At 70.4% G+C, this 19,604-nt stretch carries 19 protein-coding genes; 13 read left to right on the top strand and 6 right to left on the bottom strand.

Annotated elements, in window-relative coordinates; all coding sequences use genetic code 11:
- Positions 1–2 precede the first annotated feature (2 nt).
- The 7 genes from QMO76_RS03785 to QMO76_RS03755 all read left to right on the top strand — a co-directional run bounded on the left by QMO76_RS03785 (position 3) and on the right by QMO76_RS03755 (position 8,933).
- The gene (locus tag QMO76_RS03785) at positions 3–980 is read left to right on the top strand and encodes an ABC transporter permease (protein WP_306359750.1); all 978 of its coding nucleotides are present in this window, start codon (positions 3–5) and stop codon (positions 978–980) included.
- Entirely contained in the window at positions 977–3,694 is a 2,718-nt protein-coding gene (locus QMO76_RS03780; protein WP_306359749.1) for an ATP-binding cassette domain-containing protein, read from the top strand. Before QMO76_RS03785 ends, QMO76_RS03780 begins: the two co-directional genes overlap by 4 nt.
- A gap of 130 nt (positions 3,695–3,824) precedes the next feature.
- Positions 3,825–4,742 carry an alpha/beta hydrolase gene (locus tag QMO76_RS03775; RefSeq protein ID WP_372341894.1) on the top strand — a complete coding sequence of 306 codons (918 nt, stop codon included), beginning with the start codon at positions 3,825–3,827 and terminating at the stop codon, positions 4,740–4,742.
- 91 nt (positions 4,743–4,833) lie between these two features.
- Positions 4,834–5,136 (top strand): hypothetical protein, encoded by a 303-nt coding sequence (locus QMO76_RS03770; protein WP_306359748.1) that lies wholly within the window; start codon positions 4,834–4,836, stop codon positions 5,134–5,136.
- A gap of 29 nt (positions 5,137–5,165) precedes the next feature.
- Positions 5,166–5,519: a hypothetical protein gene (locus QMO76_RS03765; RefSeq protein WP_306359747.1), complete on the top strand. Its 354-nt coding sequence runs from the start codon at positions 5,166–5,168 to the stop codon at positions 5,517–5,519.
- 49 nt (positions 5,520–5,568) lie between these two features.
- A complete protein-coding gene (locus QMO76_RS03760) occupies positions 5,569–7,608 on the top strand; it encodes a M3 family metallopeptidase (protein ID WP_306359746.1) in 2,040 nt (679 codons plus the stop codon).
- Between the two features lie 143 nt (positions 7,609–7,751).
- On the top strand, positions 7,752–8,933 hold the full coding sequence (locus QMO76_RS03755; protein WP_306359745.1) for a glycosyltransferase 87 family protein: 1,182 nt from the start codon (positions 7,752–7,754) through the stop codon (positions 8,931–8,933).
- Between the two features lie 6 nt (positions 8,934–8,939).
- Here QMO76_RS03755 and QMO76_RS03750 read toward each other — a convergent pair whose 3' ends face one another.
- Positions 8,940–10,151, bottom strand: a complete 1,212-nt coding sequence (locus QMO76_RS03750; protein WP_306359744.1) for a pyridoxal phosphate-dependent aminotransferase — start codon at positions 10,149–10,151, stop codon at positions 8,940–8,942.
- 72 nt (positions 10,152–10,223) lie between these two features.
- Here QMO76_RS03750 and QMO76_RS03745 point away from each other — a divergent pair, with 72 nt between their 5' ends.
- Positions 10,224–10,832 (top strand): helix-turn-helix domain-containing protein, encoded by a 609-nt coding sequence (locus tag QMO76_RS03745; RefSeq protein ID WP_306359743.1) that lies wholly within the window; start codon positions 10,224–10,226, stop codon positions 10,830–10,832.
- Between the two features lie 12 nt (positions 10,833–10,844).
- Here the strand turns inward: QMO76_RS03745 and QMO76_RS03740 are convergent, their stop codons facing one another.
- Positions 10,845–11,375, bottom strand: a complete 531-nt coding sequence (locus QMO76_RS03740) for a hypothetical protein (protein WP_306359742.1) — start codon at positions 11,373–11,375, stop codon at positions 10,845–10,847.
- 253 nt (positions 11,376–11,628) lie between these two features.
- Complete coding sequence (locus QMO76_RS03735; RefSeq protein WP_306359741.1) at positions 11,629–11,943, bottom strand: hypothetical protein; 315 nt, start codon at positions 11,941–11,943, stop codon at positions 11,629–11,631.
- A gap of 377 nt (positions 11,944–12,320) precedes the next feature.
- On the opposite strand from QMO76_RS03735, the gene QMO76_RS03730 reads away from it, so the two are divergent.
- From QMO76_RS03730 to QMO76_RS03720, 3 genes are read left to right on the top strand one after another with little or no spacing between them, the layout of a single operon-like run.
- Positions 12,321–13,829 carry a condensation domain-containing protein gene (locus QMO76_RS03730; protein ID WP_306359740.1) on the top strand — a complete coding sequence of 503 codons (1,509 nt, stop codon included), beginning with the start codon at positions 12,321–12,323 and terminating at the stop codon, positions 13,827–13,829.
- A 53-nt stretch (positions 13,830–13,882) separates the two neighbouring features.
- Positions 13,883–14,896: a hypothetical protein gene (locus tag QMO76_RS03725; RefSeq protein WP_306359739.1), complete on the top strand. Its 1,014-nt coding sequence runs from the start codon at positions 13,883–13,885 to the stop codon at positions 14,894–14,896.
- 12 nt (positions 14,897–14,908) lie between these two features.
- Positions 14,909–15,430 (top strand): flavin reductase family protein, encoded by a 522-nt coding sequence (locus tag QMO76_RS03720; RefSeq protein ID WP_306359738.1) that lies wholly within the window; start codon positions 14,909–14,911, stop codon positions 15,428–15,430.
- Positions 15,431–15,453: 23 nt separating this feature from the next.
- Here the strand turns inward: QMO76_RS03720 and QMO76_RS03715 are convergent, their stop codons facing one another.
- Positions 15,454–15,888, bottom strand: a complete 435-nt coding sequence (locus QMO76_RS03715; RefSeq protein ID WP_306359737.1) for a T6SS immunity protein Tdi1 domain-containing protein — start codon at positions 15,886–15,888, stop codon at positions 15,454–15,456.
- A 25-nt stretch (positions 15,889–15,913) separates the two neighbouring features.
- Entirely contained in the window at positions 15,914–17,245 is a 1,332-nt protein-coding gene (locus QMO76_RS03710; RefSeq protein WP_306359736.1) for an MFS transporter, read from the bottom strand.
- Between the two features lie 150 nt (positions 17,246–17,395).
- On the opposite strand from QMO76_RS03710, the gene QMO76_RS03705 reads away from it, so the two are divergent.
- Positions 17,396–17,809 (top strand): hypothetical protein, encoded by a 414-nt coding sequence (locus QMO76_RS03705; protein WP_306359735.1) that lies wholly within the window; start codon positions 17,396–17,398, stop codon positions 17,807–17,809.
- Between the two features lie 219 nt (positions 17,810–18,028).
- Positions 18,029–19,348, top strand: a complete 1,320-nt coding sequence (locus tag QMO76_RS03700) for a serine hydrolase (protein ID WP_306359734.1) — start codon at positions 18,029–18,031, stop codon at positions 19,346–19,348.
- A 7-nt stretch (positions 19,349–19,355) separates the two neighbouring features.
- On the opposite strand, the gene QMO76_RS03695 is transcribed toward QMO76_RS03700, so the two are convergent.
- Positions 19,356–19,547, bottom strand: a complete 192-nt coding sequence (locus QMO76_RS03695) for a hypothetical protein (RefSeq protein WP_306359733.1) — start codon at positions 19,545–19,547, stop codon at positions 19,356–19,358.
- Positions 19,548–19,604: the final 57 nt, after the last annotated feature.

The raw sequence follows: 19,604 nt of genomic DNA, 5'->3' as shown, positions 1-19,604 counted from the left end.
GCATGCTCGGCTATCTCGCGCGGCGCGTCGGCGGTGGCCTCGGAGTGCTGCTCGCCGTCGCGCTCGTGGTGTTCGGCCTGTTCGAATCGCTGGATTCGGACGCGGCCACGGTGAAGCTGTCGCGCACCGGCGGCGGCGACCCCACACCGGAACAGCTCGCCGCGGTGCGCGCCGAACTCGGGCTGGACCGGCCCGCGCCGGTGCGCTTCGTGGAGTGGCTCACCGGCTTCGTCCGGGGCGATTTCGGGACCTCGCTCATCTCGGGGCGGCCGGTGGAGGAGGTGCTGCTCGGCCGGGTGGCCAACAGCGCCACCCTGGCGGCCGTCACCGTCGCGCTGCTGATCCCGCTCGCCGTGGCGTTCGGGCTGCTGGCCGGGGCGCGGGCCGGGTCGCGCACCGATCGGCTGATCAGCACGGCGGCGCTGGCCGCGGAATCGGTGCCGCCCTTCGTCTTCGGCGTCCTGCTGGTGGCGACGGTATCGCTGTCGCTGCGGCTGCTGCCCGCGGTATCGCTGCTGCCGACCGGCGCGAGCCCGTGGAGTCGCCCGGAGATACTGGCATTGCCCGTGCTGTGCCTGCTGATCGGGCTCTCACCGCATCCGGTGCGGCTGGTGCGGGCGCAGACCGCGGAGGTCATGGCGCGGCCGCATATCCGGACCGCACGGCTCAACGGCATTCGCGGGCCGGGGCTGATGCTGCGGCATGTCGCACCCAATGCGGTGTCGGCGTCGATACAGCCGCTCGCCGGGTCGGTGGTCGGGTTGATCGGCGGAATCGCGGTGGTGGAGACGCTCTTCAGCTATCCGGGCCTGTCCCAGGAGGTGCTGCGCGCCATCGAGGCGCGCGACTTCCCGTTCGTGCAGTCGGCGGCCGTGCTGATGGCCGCCGTCGGCATCGGGGTGTACCTGATCGCGGATCTGCTCACGCTGCTGGTGAGCCCGAAGGTGCGGCATCTGGCCGTCACGGGGGAATCGTCATGAGTCACAGGCTGATTCGTTCCGGCTGGCTGATCGTCACCCTGGCCGTGCTGTTGGTGGTGCTGCTCGGACCGGCACTCGCGCCGTACGGCCCGACCGCGGCCGTCGCGCCGCCGTTCCAGGGGCCGTCCGGGAGTCATCTCCTCGGCACGGATGTGGTGGGCCGCGACGTGCTCTCGCGAGTGCTGCACGGTGGACTGCCGCTGCTGTCCATCGCGGGACTCGCGCTGGTGGTGGCCTATGCGCTGGGACTCGGGCTGGGATTGACCGCCGGACTGCGCCGGGCGGTGGACGGCTGGATCATGCGGCCCGTGGACGCCATCGTGGTGATTCCCTGGTTCCTGCTGCTCGCGGTGATCGCCACCGCCATGGGTTCGGGACCGGCCGCGATCGTGGTGACCACGGCACTGGCCTCGGTGCCGTGGATCATCCGCATCGTGCGCACCGGCACGATGGAGGTCGCCACCACCGGCTATCTGGAATCGGCGCGGGCGCGGGGAGAGCCGCTGTGGCGGCTCGCGCTGGTCGAGGTGCTGCCCAATCTCCGGTCGGTGGTGCTGGCCGACGCCGGAGTCCGCATGTCGGCGAGCATCTCCATGGTCGCGGTGAGCGGCTTCCTGGGGCTGGGGCTGCGGCCGCCCTCGGCGGACTGGGCGCTCATGATCACCGAGAACCGGCCGGGTTTCGGGATGCAGCCGTTGGCGGTGCTGGCGCCCGCGCTGTTGATCATGGTGCTGGTGGTGTCGGTCAATATGCTCACCGACCGCGCGCTCGGATCCGCGCGCGCGGCGGGCACCTGGTCGGCGGGCGGGCGGTCCGCGGCGGCACGGCGGGTGGGCGCGCGGGCGGCGGTTCGTGCGGGCGCACGGCAGTCCGGAACGCGCCGCGTGACCGCGTTGTCCGGACCGGGGTTGACGGTGACCGGGCTCGACGTCCGCGATGCCGCCGGAAATGCCGTGCTGGAGGACATCTCGGTGCACATCCCGGCCGGCGGCGGCCTGGCCGTGGTCGGCCCCTCCGGCGCGGGCAAGACCACCTTGGCGCTGGCGCTGCTCGGCGCGCTCCCGGACGGGCTGACGGCCTCCGGTGCGGTCGGGCTCGGCGACAGCGGCCATCGGCGCGCCGTGGGCTACGTGCCACAGGATCCGGCGACCGGGCTCAATCCGGCCCTGCGCATCGGTGCCGCCCTGCGCGAGATCGCGCGCCGCCACGGCGAATCCGATACCGCCGCGAGTGTCGGCACGGCACTGCGCCGGGTCGACCTGCCCGCCGACCGCGAATTCCAGCGCCGCTTCCCACACGAACTGTCCGGCGGTCAGCAGCAGCGGGTGCTGCTGACCATGGCGCTGCTCGGCGATCCCGCCCTGGTGGTGCTCGACGAGCCGACAACGGGCTTGGACGCACGGACCCGGGATCGCCTGGTGGACACCCTGCTCCGCATCCGCCGCGCCCGCACGAGCACACTGCTCGTGATCACCCACGACCTCGCCTCGGTCGCCCCGCTCATCGACGAGGTGCTGGAGTTGGACGGTGGGCGGGCGGTGTCGCCCGTGGCGCGCGGTGGCGAGCCGTCGCAGCCTGGCGGTGGCGAAACCGATTCGTGGACAGGTGCTTCGGCATCGTCGGCTGGTGCGTACGTATTGTCGGACGGCGGCGAGTCGTCGCCGTCGCGCGATCGTGAATCCGTGGCGTCCTGCGATGCCGAAGCCGCGGTGTCCGCGGAAGTCGAAGTGCCGGTGCCGTGTGGTACCGAAGCCGCGGCGCGCGGCGATATCGGCGGTGCGCCGGTCTTCTCCGGCTCCGGTGGCGCGGGGATCGCGGTGCGCGATGGCGCTGGATCACCCGGGCCGGGTCGAGCCGGATCGCCGGGACCGTGCTCCGGCGAATCACGTGGTGCGGCATCAGTATCCGCGGTGCGGCGGGCATCGGTGGAACGACACGCGTCGGCGCGGCCGCCCGCCGGGGATGCGATACCGGTGTTGCGAGTGGACGGGCTCACGGTCGGGCACGGACGGCGCGGGCGCTTCCGGCCCGTCGTGGACGGGCTGTCGTTCGACCTGCACGCCGGGGAATGCCTCGCCGTGACCGGGCGGTCCGGTGCCGGAAAGACCACGGTGGCACGGGCATTGGCGGGTCTGCACGCACCGGTTCGGGGGGTGGTCGATCTCGACGGCGTGCCCCTGCGTCCGCGCGTGGACCGTCGCCCGGTCGAACACCGGCGAGCCGTGCAGTTGGTCTTCCAGAATCCGGCCACCTCGCTCAATCCCGCTTACCGTATCGGTGCGCAGATCGGGCGGCCGTCGCGACTGCTGCACGGACTCGACGCCGCCGCCGCGCGACGGCGGACCCGGGAGCTGCTCGAGAGTGTCGGGTTGGACGCGGAGCTGCGGACGCGGCGGCCGGAACATCTGTCCGGCGGTCAACAGCAGCGCGCCGCCATCGCCCGCGCGCTGGCCGCCGCACCCCGGGTGCTGATCTGCGACGAGATCACCTCGTCGCTGGACCCGCCGTCCCGGGACACCGTGCTCGACCTGCTCGAGCGGCTGCGGCGGGAGGGGTTGGCGCTCATCGTGATCAGCCACCAGGAAGCCGTCGTCGACCGGCTGGCCGATCGGGTGCTGGAGATCGCGGAGGACGGTGCGCAGGCGGCCGCGATGACGCCGTCGACCGGGTCACCGGCTGTGGTCCCACGTGCGCCATCCGGTACATCGCGCTGAGCCACAGCGGGATTCGCCGCATCGGCGTAGCGTTCTCGGCGCGGACTACGGTGGGAGGCACGTGGTGTACGGGGTCACGCGGTCCGGAGAACGGGGATCGATCAGGGCGTGGTTGCGCACGGCCGTCACGATGGTGGCGGCAGTCGTGCTGATGGCGTCCTTCGGTGCCGCGGTGGCCGATGCCGCACCGGCGCGGCGCGCACCGGCGGGTGTTTTCCAGGAGCTGTGGGTGCCGTCGAGCATGGGCCCGATCAAGGTGCAGGTGCAGTGGGCGGCGCGCGGCGGGAGTGCCGCGCTGTACGTGCTCGACGGATTGCGCGCGCCGGACGACCACAGCCAGTGGACCAGTGACACCGACGCCCTGCGCCAGTTCGCCGGTGACAACGTGACTCTGGTGTTCCCGGTCGGCGGCCGGTCGAGCTTCTACGCCGACTGGTATCGGCCGAGCGGCACCAACGGTCAGCGCATCACCTATCGGTGGGAGACCTTCCTCACCCGCGAGCTGCCGGGATTCCTGGCCCGCTACGGAGTGTCCCGTACCGACAACGCCGTCGTCGGGGCGTCCATGGGCGGCAATGCCGCACTCGTCCTGGCCGCCTACCACCGCGACCAGTTCCGTTTCGCGGGCAGCTTTTCCGGTTTCGTGAACCCGACCTTCCCGCTGTGGCACGAGGCCATGCGGGCGGCCATGTGGGACGAGGGCCGCTTCGCCGTCGACGATATGTGGGGCCCGGCGGGCGATCCCGCCTGGCGGCGCAACGACGCCACGGTGCAGGCCGAACGCCTGCGTGGGCTGCCGATGTACATCTCCACCGGCAACGGCGTGCCCGGCCTGCCCGATATCGGCTACGGCCTCGGCAACACCGCCAATGCCATGGCGCTGGAGGCCATGACCTTGGCGGCCGCCCGCATCTTCCACGATCGCCTCGCCGCACTCGGCATCCCGGCCCGCTTCGACTTCGTCCAGGGCACCCACGTCTGGCCCTACTGGCAGCAGGCCCTCGCGGCCGCCCGGCCCATGATTCTCGACGCCCTCCGCGCCCACTGATGTCCGGTCCAGCGGGCGCTTCGGCGAACGCGATGCGGGCCGCGAGTACTGTCGAAGGGCATTCGATCGAACTCTGGTGGAGGTAGTGCAGATGGCTCGGATTCCCACGTCGCTGCTCGCGGCCGGTGGGCTCACCGGCGGTTTCGCGCTCGCGCAGGCGACCAAGCAGCGGCAGCTGGGTGGGGCGGTGTTCGCGGCGGGGACCCTCGCAGCGGTGCCGCGCTGGTACCGGACCGCGGGGGCCGGGGGCGCGGCGGCCCTGACCGGCATGGCGATCGGTGCCATGGGGGCCTCGCATCCGCTGGCCAAGAAGATCGGGGCCTGGCCGTCGGTGGCGGTGGTGTCGAGCGCGGTGGCGCTGGCCGCCTGGGCCGCGGTGGACCGCCGGGCCTGAGCGCCCGGGTCCGGCACCGGGAGGACGTCGTGAGGGAGCGGGCCGTGGCGACCCTGCGGGTGACGGTCGCGGTCACGGGCGGCGGCATGGTGGAGGTCACCTGGTCACCGGCCGGGGACGCCCGCGTCAAGTTCGAGTACGCGCGAATCTTCCTGGTGCCCTTGGACCCGGCGCCTTCGGACCCGGTGACTCCGTACTCTGCGGGACCACGCCGGTATCTGGAACTCGTGGACGGCCGTTCCGCGGCCGTCCTGCGCCTGCCCGCCCTTCCCGACGGTGACTACGCCGTCGAGGTCGACGCCTACGGCAGCGCCAGCTGGGGCGACGGCAGGCTGGACGGCCGCGGTCGCAGCGCCGCCTTCACGCTCGGTGCGCGCGGCTGAGTTCCGGCCACGGACACCGGCTGTCACGACCGCCGCATAGGGTTGCGCCATGACGATCAACCCGTTCTTCGAGCGCAGCCCGCTTCCGTACGAACTCCCCGTCTTCGCGGAGATCGCCGACGAGCACTACCTGCCCGCGTTCGAACGGGGAATGGCCGAGCAGTTGGCCGAGGTCGCGGCCATCACCGTCACCGACGGCGAGCCGACCTTCGCCGATACGATCGAGGCGCTGGAGCGTTCGGGTGCGCTGCTGACCCGTGTGTCGAACGTCTTCTTCAATGTCGCCTCCGCCGACGCCACCGAGCGGATCGAGGCCATCGAGGCCGAGATATCGCCGCGGCTCGCGGCGCACCGGGACGCCATCCACCTGGACCCGGCCCTGTTCGCCCGCATCGAATCGCTGTACGAGCGGCGCGACGCACTCGGCTTGGATGCCGAACAGGCGCGGCTGCTGGAGCAATACCACATCCGGTTCGTCCGCGCGGGGGCCAGGCTGGATGCGGCGGGGCAGAACCGATTGCGTGAACTCAATGCCGAACTCGCCACGGCGGCAACGGAATTCGGGCAGCGTAATCTGGCGGCCGGTAATGCCGCCACGCTGATTCTCGACAGCGAGGCGCAGTTGGCCGGACTCGCGCCCACGGCGGTCGCCGCCGCGGCCGAGCACGCCGGATCGCTCGGGCACCCGGGCAAGTGGGCGCTGAGGCTACAGAACGTCTCCAATCAGCCGGTACTGGCGCAGCTGGCCGACCGGGAGGTGCGGCGGCGTGTGATGGCCGCCTCGCTGGGGCGCGGCTTCGGCAACGGTGGCAACGGCGCGCTCGCGGCCCACATGGCCGCCCTGCGAGCCGAGCGGGCGGCGCTGCTCGGCTACCACGACCACGCCGCCTACGCGGTGGCCGACCAGACCGCGAAAACCGTGGCGGCGGTGGAGGATATGCTCGCCCGCCTGGTTCCGCCCGCGGTGGCCAACGCCGAGCGTGAGGCCGCCGAACTCACCGCCGCCATGCGCGCGGACACCGGCGCCGACGCCGAGCTGTGCTCCTGGGATTGGCAGTACTGGTCGGAAAAGGTGCGCGCCGAACGCTTCTCGGTGGACGCCGAGGCGCTGCGCCCGTACTTCGAACTGGAACGCGTGCTCGTCGACGGCGTATTCTTCGCCGCCGAACGGGTCTACGGCATCACCCTGCGGGAGCGGAAGGATCTGCTCGGCTACCACCCCGAGGTCCGGGTCTTCGAGGTCTTCGACGCCGACGGCGCACCGCTGGGCCTGTTCCTCGGCGACTTCTTCGCCCGGCCGTCCAAACGCGGCGGCGCGTGGATGAACGAACTGGTCAGCCAGTCGACGCTGCTGGGGCAGCGGCCGGTGGTGGTCAACAACCTCAATATCGTGAAGCCGCCGGAATCGGAACCGGCCCTGCTCACCTGGGACAATGTCCGCACCCTTTTCCACGAGTTCGGGCACGCGCTGCACGGGCTGTTCTCGAACGTGCGCTATCCGTTCTTCTCCGGCACCGAGGTGCCGCGCGATTTCGTCGAGTTCCCGTCGCAGGTGAACGAGATGTGGATGTCGCATCCGCAGGTGCTGCCGCACTACGCCCGACATGTCGAGACCGGCGAGCCGATGCCCGCCGCGCTGGTCGAGCGCATGGCCGCCGCCGAACGCTTCGGCGAGGGCTTCCGCACCGTCGAGTACCTGGCCGCCGCACTGCTGGACTGGGCGTGGCACCGCATCTCCGCCGCCGACGCACCGACCGATGCCGAGGCGTTCGAACGCCGGGCGCTCCGCACGGCCGGAATCGCGCTCGCCGCCGTTCCGCCGCGCTACCGCACCGGCTACTTCGCCCACATCTTCGCCGGGGGTTATGCGGCGGGCTACTACTCCTACCTCTGGAGCGAGGTGCTCGACGCCGACACCGCGGAGTGGTTCGCCGACGGTGCGGCCCCGATCCGGGACAAGGGCGAGACCTTCCGCCGGGAGCTGCTCTCGCGCGGCGGCTCGGTCGATCCGCTCACGGCCTTCGCGGCCTTCCGCGGCCGCGCGCCCGAGGTCGAGCCACTGCTCGTCCGTCGCGGCCTGACCACCTGAGCCGTCCGCACGCGGTTCATATCGGGCGGGTGTCGCCGGTATAGTCGCCGCGGATGAGTTGTTCCACCCCTGTTGCTGTGCCGAAGTCGCCGGACCGTCGCTCGAGGCTGGTCGTGTGGCTCGTTCCGCTATTGTGCGCGGGCTTGGCCGCGTGGGGCCTGACGACCTCGGTCTGGCCGTTCAAGGAGATCAGCGGCGGGTTCATCGACCTTCAGGTGTACCGGCTCGGCGTCGATACGCTGCGACACGGCGGCGACCTGTACGGGCAGCTGCCGCAGACCACCATCGGCATCGGGCTGCCGTTCATCTACCCGCCCTTCGCCGCGCTGGTGCTCATGCCGTTCGCACTGGTGCCGTGGCCGGTGGCGGCCGTCGCCTTCTTCGTGACCTCGGTGGCCGCGCTGGCGGTCACGCTCTACGTGGTCGCCCGGCGGATCTGGCCGGAAGCGCGGCGCCGTCGGCTCGCGGTCTTCGTCACCGCGTGCGCGACACCGCTGGCGCTGCTGCTGGAACCGGCTCGCTCGACGCTGGACTTCGGTCAGGTCAATCTGCTGCTGATGGCGCTGGTGGCGGCCGACTGCCTGGTGGAGAAGCCGCGTTGGCGGCGCGGCGTGCTGATCGGCATCGCCGCCGCGGTCAAACTGACCCCGGCCGCCTTCGTGCTCTACTTCCTCATCCGCCGCGACTACCGCGCCGCCGCCACCGCGGCGGTGACGGGGGCCGCCGCGACCGCGGTCACCTTCCTGGTGCTGCCCCGGAGTTCGATCGACTACTGGTTCGGTGGGCTGGGCAACGCCTCCGGGCTGAGCGGGTCGGCGTTCCACACCAATCAGTCGATCCAGGCCGTGCTGACCCGGCTCTCGGTGCACAAGCCGTTGTCCACCATCCTGTGGCTGGCGATCGCGGCGGCGCTGCTGGCGCTGGTGGTGGCGGCCATGCGCCGGGCCGTGGACCACCCGCCGCTGGTCCTGGCCGTCAACGCGGTGTTCACCCTGCTGGTCTCGCCGATCTCGTGGTCGCACCACTGGATCTGGATCGCCCCGGCCCTGCTCGCCATGATCGGGTACGCGACGCGGCTGCCGTGGCGGCGGGGGATCGGCTGGTACGCGGCCATCGCCGTCACGGCCGCGATCTATGTGATCGGTCCGCAGAACTGGCTGCCGGACGGGGAGCACCGCGAGACATCCTGGACGCCCTGGCAGCACTTCATCGGCAATACCTACATTTGGTGGAGTCTGCTGCTGGTGGCGCTGTTCCTGGTGGTCACCCGGCGGCGGGCGCTGCCCGCCGCCGCCACCGCACCCGATCTGATGCCCGCCCGATAGCGGGCACTACTGGCGGTAGGTCGCCAGGAAGCGGCCGATGCGCTCGATGACCGCCTCCAGATCGTCGGCGTGCGGCAGGGTGACGATCCGGAAGTGGTCCGGCCGCGGCCAGTTGAAGCCGGTGCCCTGCACGATGTGGATCTTCTCCTGGAGCAGCAGGTCCAGGATGAACCGCTCGTCGCTGTGGATCGGGTACATGTCCAGATCGATGCGGGGGAAGGCGTAGAGCGCGCCCTTGGGCTTGACACAGGAGATGCCAGGAATGGCGTTGAGCGCCTCCCAGGCGCGTTCGCTCTGCTCCCGTAGCCGCCCGCCCGGCAGGGTGAGGTCGTAGATGCTCTGATGGCCGCCCAGTGCGGCCTGAATCGCCTGCTGAGCGGGGACGTTGGCGCACAGGCGCAGCCCCGCGAGCATGGTCAGGCCCTCGAGGTAGTTCTCGGCGTGCTGGGTGGGCCCGGTGACCACCAGCCAGCCGGAGCGGAAGCCCGCGCAGCGGTACGCCTTGGACAGGCCGGAGAAGGTCAGGCACAGCAGATCGGGGGCCAGGGTGGCGGTGGCGGTGTGCGGGGATTCGTCGTAGCGGATCTTGTCGTAGATCTCGTCGGAGAACACCACCAGGCTGTGGCGGCGCGCGACCTCCAGGATCTGGCGCAGCACCTCGTCGGAGTACACCGCGCCGGTGGGGTTGTTCGGGTTGATGACGACGATGGCGCGGGTGCGGTCGGTGATCTTGGATTCGATATCGGCGACATCGGGGAACCAGTCCGAGGACTCGTCGCAGACGTAGTGCACGGGACGGCCGCCGTTGAGCGTGGTGGCCGCCGTCCAGAGCGGGAAGTCCGGTGCGGGAACGAGGACTTCGTCACCGTTCTCCAGCAGCGCGGTCATGGCCATCATGATCAGTTCGGAGACGCCGTTGCCGAGGAAGACGTCCTCGACGTCCACATCGGGCAGGCCGAGCGTCTGGTAGTACTGCACCACCGCCCGGCGCGCGCTGAGCAGGCCCTTCGAGGTGCAGTAGCCGCTGGAGCCGGGCAGGTTGCGCACGATGTCCTGGAGGATCTCGGCGGGCGCCTCGAATCCGAACGGCAGCGGGTTGCCCGTGTTGAGCTTCACCACATGATGACCCTCGGCCTCCAGCCGTGCGGCGTGTTCGGCCACCGGGCCGCGGATCTCGTAGGAGACACCCGCCAGCTTGCTGGACTGCTTGACCTGCATGAACAACCCCTTCTCGATCCGGTTGCCGCACACTCTACTTGGAAAATCAAAGTTTGCACTTGGAATTTCCAAGTGACACGTTACAGTGGGCCCGTGCCACGCCGAAGCTACGACCACTACTGCGCAGTCAGCCGGGCCCTCGACATCGTCGGGGACCGCTGGAGTCTGCTGGTGGTGCGCGAACTGTGTTCCGGGCCGCGCCGTTACAGCGATCTGTTCGCCGATCTACCGGGCATCAGCACCGATATGCTCGCCGCGCGGCTCAAGGATCTGGAACGCGAGGGCGTTCTGACGCGCGGTCGGGCCGGAACGCGGGCCGCGACGGCCGTCTACGAGCTCACGCCCGCGGGGCTCGCGCTACGGCCCGTGCTCGACGCGCTCTCCGCCTGGGGGACGCCACTGCTCGGCGAGCGCCGCGCCACCGACGCCGTGCGTGCCCACTGGTTCGCGCTGCCGCTGGGACGTGCTGTGGCGCAAATGATTCCGAAGGGTACCGTTACCGTGCGAATCGGCGAAACGGCATTGCACTATACGGTCACCGACAGCGGGATCGCCCACTACGACGGTCCCGCCGTCGACCCCGACCTCGAACTCCATCTCGATCTGTCCGTGGCCATCGCGGTGGCCACGGGCGCACGGTCCCTCACCGAGGCTGCGAAGTCGCCTGCGCCGGAACGGTGAACGACCCGATTCTCACCACGCCGCGCCGATGAATCCGCCGATGACGGCACCGACGAAGCAGCCGACGATCGCGCCGACCAGGAAGAACCAGATGCCGATCAGCACGCCGACGACGCAGCCGATCGCGATGCCCGCGAAGATGTGGCCGGGTCCGCCGGCCTCATGCATGAAGGGCAGGTCCTGCGAGGTGACCGCGGCCGGTGTCGGCCCGCCCACCGGGGCGAGGGTCAATGCGGTGTCACTGTGCAGGGTCGGCGTGACGGCGAGGTTCGCGCCGGCCTCCGTGCGCAGGCTCGTCGGGATCGCTCCGACGACCGCGCCATTGTCCGCCACCACCTGCACGGCGTCCGGAGTGAGGACGAATTTGCCGGAGGCGAGGGTGACCAAGGCATTCGAATGGTCCGCGGCCAGGGTCGCGGTGTAGCCGACCGAGCCGTCCACCCCGCTGACGCTGAGGCCCGCCTGACCGTGTGCCGTTGCCATGGTGATTCCGGTGGCCGCTACGGCGAACACCGCTGTCGCCACCAATTTCTTGATAAACATGATCTCTTCCATCCGTTCGGGATTTCCTTTGACGTTCCCCCGACGAACGGCACTGGACGGTAAGAAAATGATGCGCTTGCGGGGCATTTGCTGTCCAGAGGGGTGTGCGGTCCCCCGAAAGCGTCTCCGGGTCGGATTCGTGCCACCGGCCTCGGCTCACCCACGCGGACCGGCGGGTGCGGACGCGAAGGAGCCGACGCGGCCGGGCGCGGTGTCCGGCCTCGTCGGCTCCGAATGGCTGAGCGTGGAGTTGTCAGCCGATCAGGCGGCAGGCACCGGTGCCGTCCGCCTCGCCCTCGCGCGGCGGGATGCCGGCGATCGTGCAGTACGCTCCGGCGGGCATGGGGGTGATCTTGATGTCGGGGCCGCTGATGCAGTTCACGAAGGCCGGGTAGCCCTGGATCGCGAACTGGACCTTCTGGTACTCCCCATTGCCGGTCTCCCGGCAGACCTGGGTGGCCTGCGCGTCGAAGTCCGCGGGGTTACCAGCGCTGGCGGTGCCGCCGCCGAAGGCGGTCAGCGCGGCCGCGGCGACGCCCACCAGTGCCGCAGTCCGGACGTTGATCATATGAATCTCCTTGCTGTGGGGATGCTTTGGTTCCAATTCCCGACCTCGGGATACCGTACGGGGCGACTGCCCTCCCGGCCAAGAATTCGCGCTACTGATCGGGAAAACCGGCTGCGCCGCAGTTCAGCGGAAGGCGTCCGCGGGCGCTGCGGCCCCACTGGCCGAAGGTGCGCGCGCCGCCGCCCGGTAGCCGGGCAGCGATATCTCGGACCGGTTCGGGTTCGCGACCACCGGATCACGTCGGGGTGACCCGGGTCTCCTTCGTAGGGGCACCCGAATAGCCGAGTTCTTGCTACGGTTTTCGCTCGTCGCCCCGAAATGCTGCCGGATTCACGGGCGGCGATGATGTGCGCGCGGCAGCGGAAAGGACGGCCGCAATGCTCGTACCGGTTCCCGCCTGGGCGAGCTCGGCGGGTCGGCGGCGACCGGCAGACGACGAGGAATTCCTGCGAATCGTTTCCGAACCTCTTCCATTACGCCCGATGCGCAGATCGCCGCGAATTCCCCTGGCCCCCGCACAGGAGCGTATGTGGCATGCCGCGCAGGCCGGACTTTCGGGTGACTGGAATATTGCTCGCGCTTTTCGAATTCGTGGACAGGCGGTGAACATTTCCGCCCTCACCACCGCGCTAGAGGATGTGGTGCGGCGGCACACGCCGCTGCGCACCTGCTATCCGCCCGCCGTGGACGGTCCGATCCAGGTGGTGGTGGACGCCGACTTCGCCCGCCTCGACGTCGCGGTGGTGGACACCTTCACCGGCCGCCTCGCCGGGCAACTCGCCGAGTTCAGCTCCCACGCATTCGATCTCGCGACCGAACTGCCCATCCGGGCGCGGGTCTTCCGGCTCGGCCAGCGGGATGTGGTGCTCGCCTTGGTGATTCACCACATCTCGGTGGACGGCGCGTCCATCGGCCCGCTCATGCGCGATCTGGTGACCGCGTACCTGGCGCGGGCGGCCGGACACGCACCCGACTGGCCGCCGCTGCCCGTCGACTATGTCGACTACACGCTGTGGAAACACGAGTACCTGGGCGACTTCGACGATCCGTACAGCCGCGCCAGTGCCCAGCTGCGCTATTGGGCGATCACTCTGGCGGGCCGTCCCACACCGCTGGAGTTCCCCTACGACAGACCGCGACCGGTGCGCCCCGACGCCACCGGCGACACCGTCGCCGTCCGCTTCGACGCCGAGTTGCATCGCGATCTGCTCGCCCGCGCCCGTCGGTGCGGCTCCAGCCTGTTCATGCTGTTGCAGACCGCGTTCGCGTTGAGTGTCGGGGCCTTCGCGAACTCCCGCGACGTCACGGTGGCCACCGCCGTGTCCGGCCGCGACGACCCGCTGCTGGCCGATCTGGTCGGCAATCTCGCCGATGACGTGCTCATGCGGATTCGCCTGCACCGCACCGCCGATCTGGCCGAACTCCTCGACCAGGTGCGGCGGGTCAGCCTCGCCGCCTTCGCGCACCCCGACACCCCCAATCCCCGGCTGAAGCGGTGTCTGCCGCAGGATCCATCGCATCCGCTCTTCCAGGCCACGCTGATCCTGCAACGCGCCGACGCCGCCCCGGCCGCGGCCGCCGCGGTGGGCGAGCTGTCCGTGACGGAGCTGCCCACCGGTGTGGTCCGCGCCAAACACGACCTGGAGTTCGGTCTCACCGAGCAGTACGACCACACCGGCGCGGCCGTCGGAATCGACGGTGCCTTCCGCTACCCGGTGGCCCGCTTCGACCGCGAGACCGCCGAACGCTTCGTCGAGAAGTTCACCGCCACGGTCGATCTCATTGCCTCCGGCTACGACGGTCCGATCGAACCGCTGCTGTCCACCACGCCGCGACGCCGCCCGCGCCGACCGCAGCGGTGCCGATCCCCGCGAGAAAATTCATAGTCCGCACTAACCTGGGACTCGGCTGCCGCCGTGGGTCGAGATGAGGGCGTGTTGTGATCTGTCCGCATTGCAGTGCGAATCTGCCGCGCCGAGAGCGGGGTGAGCGCCGGTGTTCGAAGTGCGGAGGGTCCTTCGCCCTCGAACCCGGGGCGAGTCCACTCGGGCTGCACGATCTGCGCCTGCGCAGACTGGTCGACCGGCTCCGGGACGAACGGGAGCTGTGCTACACGGGCGCGCAGCTCTGGTACGCGGCCTCCCGGACGAAACTGCCGGATGGACTCGGCCTGTTCCGCCGTGTGCGGCTGGGGGTCTGCGCCACCATCGTGGGATTCGGGCTGCTCATCTGGCTGGTTGGTGCGCCGGGGTTCGCGGCGATCGTGATCACCGCCGTGCTGGTGGCGTCGGTCGTGCTCGGCATGCGGCGGCTGCGGCCCTGGTTCGCCGAGCGTGCCGTGATCCGAATGCCGGTGCCCTACGACAGCTTTCGCGCCGACGTCATCGGCGCGTGGGCGAGCGCCTACGGCGCCGCGCCCCCGGGCGTGGTGGACGAGACCACGATTCGACCCCCCGCGGTGGAGGATCCGCGGTACGCGGTGCTGTGCCAGGACCGCAGCGTGCTCGCCTGCCTCACCGCCAATGACGTGGCGGGGACCTGGTCGATGCTGGTGACGGACCGGATGGAGCTGCTGCCCGCAGATATTCCGGTATTCCTCCTGCACGACGCCAGCGTGCGCGGCATCACCTTCGCCGTCGACGCGCGGGCGGCGCTGGGCGGCCGAGCCGTCACGGTCGGCCTGCTGCCGCACTCCGTCGCGATGAGCCGATCGGCCCTGCGGCTGCGGGAACCGTGGCACGGCGACGCCGATCTGGACCGGCTGCGGCGAGAGGGCCTGCCGGAGTCGGGGATCGACTGGCTGGCCGAGGGATGGTGGGCGCCGATCGCCGCCGTACCGCCCGCCAAACTGCTCTCCGCACTGGGGCGGGCGATCGAACGGGTCGACGCGGCGGACGACCCGGATCACGACCGCGCCCGCCGGACAGGGTTCCTCTCCTGGCCGACCGGATGAGCCGGGCACGGATTGCGAGGCCGCGCACCGCTGTTCGAGCGCCGTCCTGGGTATCCGTGCCGCCGGACCGCCCCGGCCGCCGCCGACGCGCCGATCGTCATCGTGACCGCGGCCGTCGACGACGAGCGGGCGGGCTGCGTGGTGGGGTTCGCCACGCAGGTCGCCATCGAACCCCCACGTTTTCTGGTGTGTGTCTCCAAGGCCAATCACACCTACGGTGTCGCGCGGCGCGCGAACCATATCGGAGTGCATGTGGTGGATCGCGAGAATATCGCTCTCGCGCAATTGTTCGGCGCCGAAACCGGGGACGAGATGGATAAATTCAGCTGGTGCCGGTGGTACGTGGGGCCGCACGGCGCACCGCTGCTCGAGGACGCCGCCGCCTGGTTCGTCGGCCGGGTGGTGGCGCGCCACGACTTCGGCGACCACCAGGGGATGGTGCTGGCCCCCGAGTACGGCACGGCACCCGCCGCGACGGTGACGGCGCTGCGCTACCACGACGTCGCCGATCTGGAACCGGGGCATCCCAGCTGAGCACACCGGTGGCGCGCGGGTGATCACTCCATGCCGTGCGCCTGCGCCACCAGATCGAAGAACACCCAGACCCCGCCCCGGTCGTAGGACTCGGGGGCCTCGGAGCCGCCCAGGAACGGGTACGGCGTGGCGATGTACACCTCGTCGGCCGCCAGCGCGCCCAGGCGTGCGCGGATCGCCGAAACATGGTGCGGTTGCAGCACATACGTCACCACATCCGGATCGAACAGCACCCGATCCACGAAATCGGCGAGTTCGGCGAACGGGCCGTAGACCTTGACGCCCGGACTGTAGGGGTCGAGCAGCCCGTACTCGCCGGTCCGTGTGCTCATCAGGAAGGCGTGCCCCAGATCCGAGTACCCCACCACCGTGTCGAACCGCGGGTAGTGCGGCGCCCACGCGGGCATCACCCGATCGAAGCGGACGGGGTCGAGCAATCGGAAGGGCACGCTGGTCACCGCGCCCATCCAACCAGAGCGGCCGTCAGCCCCGGGCGGGCGGGCCGTGGCGGCGCAGCGCCCGCGGCAGGGCGATCGCCACCGCCACCGTGACCAGCGTGCCGCCCGCGCCCGCGACCACGAGGGTGGTGCGGGGGTCGGTGGCGTCGAGCAGCAGCCCGCCCCCGACATACGAGAGCGCGGCGGCGATTCCGATGGCGCCGTACAGATTTCCGAAAACCCGGCCGAGCATGCCGTCGGGCACCAGCCGCTGGATCAGGGTGTTGGACGCCACGTCCATCCCCGCGATGCCCAGACCGCGCACGGCCTGCACGGTGAACGCGGCGGTCACCGACCACGCCAGCCCGGTGAGCAGGTTTCCGGCGCTGCTGACCAGGAAGCCGCCGATGAGCAGCGCGGTCATCGAGACGCGGGTGCCCAGGCGGCCGATCAGCGCATAGCCGATCAGCAGGCCGATGCCCACCGCGCCGAGCAGCAGGCCCACCGCGGCGTCGCCGGAGTGCAGGGTCTGCGTGGCGAGCAACACCAGCGCCACGTCGTCCACGCCGTTGCACGCCACCACAGCGCAGAAGCCGAGCGCCACGATCCGCACCACCGGGGTGCGCAGGATGTAGCGCAGGCCCGTCGCGGCCTCGGTCAGCAGCGAACCCGGCGCTCCGGCCGCCGCGGTCGGCGGCATCGGCCGGGTGGCGAGCAGGACCAGCGCCGACAGCAGGAACGAGAACGCGTCGACCAGCAGCACACCCCGAATGCCGAGGAAGGGCAGCAGGGCGGCGGCCAACAGCGGGCCGAACGCCTCGGCGGCATTGGCCCCGAACCCGATGGTGGAGTTCGCGGTCGCCAGGTCCTTGTCCGCCACCATGGCGGGCACCGCGGACCGGGAGGCGGGCTGGAAGATATTCGACGCGATGGACCGCGCCGCCACCAGCGCCAGCAGCAGCGGCAACGGCGGCAGCGACAGCGCGATCAGCAGGACGAGCACGCCCTGCGCCAGCTCGCAGCCGATCATGAGGCGGCGGCGGTCGAAACGGTCGCTGAGCGCACCGGTGAGCGGACTCAGCAGCGAGGGCACGAAATCGCCGACGAGCAGCAGCAACGCCACCGCCAACCCCTGCCCGGTGGTGTGCGCGACATGCAGCATGAGCGCGACCAGACTCATGGAGTCGCCCGCGTAGGACACCACCCGCGCCGTGAACAGCGCGCCGAGCGGGCGATTGGCGCGCAGCAGCGGCAGTGCGCGGCCGCGCTCCGCGGTCGACGAGGGGGACGGCATGCGGATGGCCTCCACCGGATCGGCTGTCTCGCCACGGCGGGCCGCCCCGGCAGCGCCCCATGGTGCCCCGGGGCCGAATCCCACGCAATCCATTTCCGGATTCGGCGGTGCGCGCCTGCGCAACAACCGCGCACCGGTCGGATACCCTGCGAGCCGATTCGAAGATCTGGCCACGATTGACCCGGGTTCACCGAAAGGCGGGGCACGATGAGCGGATTCGACACTTCACGCCTGATGGCAGGCGCCGCGTGCGCGGCGGCCTGTCTGGCACTACCGGCGGTCCTCGCGCCGCACGCGCAGGCGGCGGTCTCACCGAATCTGTCGGTGACGATGGGGGGTTCCGCGCTCGGCGCGGCCGGACTAGCGGCGGTCGGCTGCCCGCAGACCGCGACGGCCCGGGTGACCATGCCCGACGGCAGCCCGGTCACCGGCGGCTTCGTCGACTTCTTCAGCCGCCTCCCCGGCGTGGCGGGCAATACCGTCGGCACCGCCCCGGTGCACGACGGCACCGCCAGCATCCCGTGGGTTCCCGATATCGACGGCCAGCACATCGTCAGCGCCGTCTACTACGGCGGCCCGGCCGACGTCCGCACCACCGCCGGCTACACCACCATCACCACGGTCGACACCGGCGGCGTCTGCGCCTGACGAGCAACCGGCAGCATGGCGCGCCGCGGGTCACCGACCCCGGCTTGCGTCCGACCCGGGCCCGGTCCACGCGGACCGGGCCCGCCTCGCGTTCGGGTGGCGTCGGAAACTGCTGCGCCCCGAGAACTTTGGGCCCGACAACTTGGGTCTGAGGTCACGGGCCGCCGATCGCTAGCGTTCTGACCCGAGTCGTGATGGGTCGGGAGTGGAGAGGCTGGCGTGCGTCGAGCGTTGATCAGTGCCGTGGTGGCGGCGGTGGCGGCCGGAATGCTGCTCGTGGGGCTCGAGCAGCCGGTCGCCGGGGCCGCGCCCGCGGGGGTGAAGCACTGTGCGGTCAGCAGCGGGCGGGAGCCGCAGACCGCCACTCCCGAGGAGGTCGGGCTGGACGCGGGGAAACTGCGGGAGGCATTGGACTTCGCGAACGATCCGACCCGCTTCACCTTCCGGGTGTACCGCAACAACTGCCTCGTCCTCGAGCGCGACAGCCACGAGGGTGCGGGCCGCATGCCGTGGAATCTGTGGAGCAGCACCAAGAGCGTGGTGTCCATGGTGGCCGGAATCGCCGTCGGCGACGGGAAGCTCGATGTCGACGACCCCATCGACCGCTATCTGCCGCCGGGGCTGGGTGATGCCGCGCACCGCGCCATCACCGTGCGCAATCTGCTCACCGAATCCTCGGGCATGCAGGTGGCGGTGGCCTCGGAGGGCATCACCGGACTGGCGCAGATCGATCCGAATGTGGTGGCACAGGCCCTCGGCATGCCGATCGTCCATGAGCAGGGCACCGAATGGCAGTACAGCCAGCGCGCCGTGGATCTCGTCGTCTACGTCGTCCAGCAGGCCGTCGGCGAGGACTTCCAGGCGTACGCACAGCGAAAGCTGTTCGATCCCTTGGGAATCCCGGCCGACGACTATCACTGGGCGCGCGACCGCAGCGGCAACACCTACGGCTACGCCCATCTGGTGCTGCCGCCCGACGACTTCGTCAAACTCGGCTTGCTCCTGACCAACCGCGGCAATTGGGGTGGGCGGCAACTGATTCCGACCGACTATCTGGACCAGGCGAGCAGTTCCGCCGCCACCCACCCCTGCTACGGGTTCCTGTTCACCATCAACGGCCCGACCTGCGACGGCGCCTTCCCCGGCCTGCCGAAGGACGCCATTCAGATGTCGGGCATGATGCGCCAGGACAATTTCATCGTGCCGAGCCTCGGCCTGCTGGTCAGCTGGACCGGCGTCACGATTCCGGGCGGATCGGTGAGCTTCCCGCACGATGTGCTGCGCGCGGTATCCCAGGCGTTCCTGTCCCCGAAACTCGAGGACCCGGGTCCGTACACGCCGAAACCGGATATCAGCCTCACCGACCCCATGATCACCAATCCGGATGCGACCCTGGCCGCGCTCGGCCTCGGACCCATGACCTATCCGGGTTGCGGCCCGCTGAACTGCCTGGGCAGACCGCTGTCCCCGCCCTTCGCCGACTGGCCCGCGGGATGTTTCGTACTCGGCTGCGTCGGACCCGTCCCGGGCATTCGGTAGGCCCGCGTCAGAACCTCAGGTGGACCGCCGCGATATGCCAGAAAGTCCGATCGTGGACGGCCTCGAAATCCCAACTATCGGTGAGCGCGTGGGTGGTGGCGACGATGCCGGGGACGTCGAAGTCCTCCCGGGTGGCGGTGCCTTTGGCTTCCAGGGCGGTGATGACGTAGGCGGTGGCGCTTTCCATGGTGTGTGGCATGCGAACTCCAATCATCGTTGAATGGTGTGCGGCCGCGGTAACCGGCCGCAGTGACCG

It is taken from the genome of Nocardia sp. CC227C (assembly GCF_030767025.1).
Taxonomy (GTDB): domain Bacteria; phylum Actinomycetota; class Actinomycetes; order Mycobacteriales; family Mycobacteriaceae; genus Nocardia.
The sequence above is the reverse complement of the archived record's forward strand: the minus strand, read 5'-3'. Positions and strand labels throughout refer to the sequence as shown.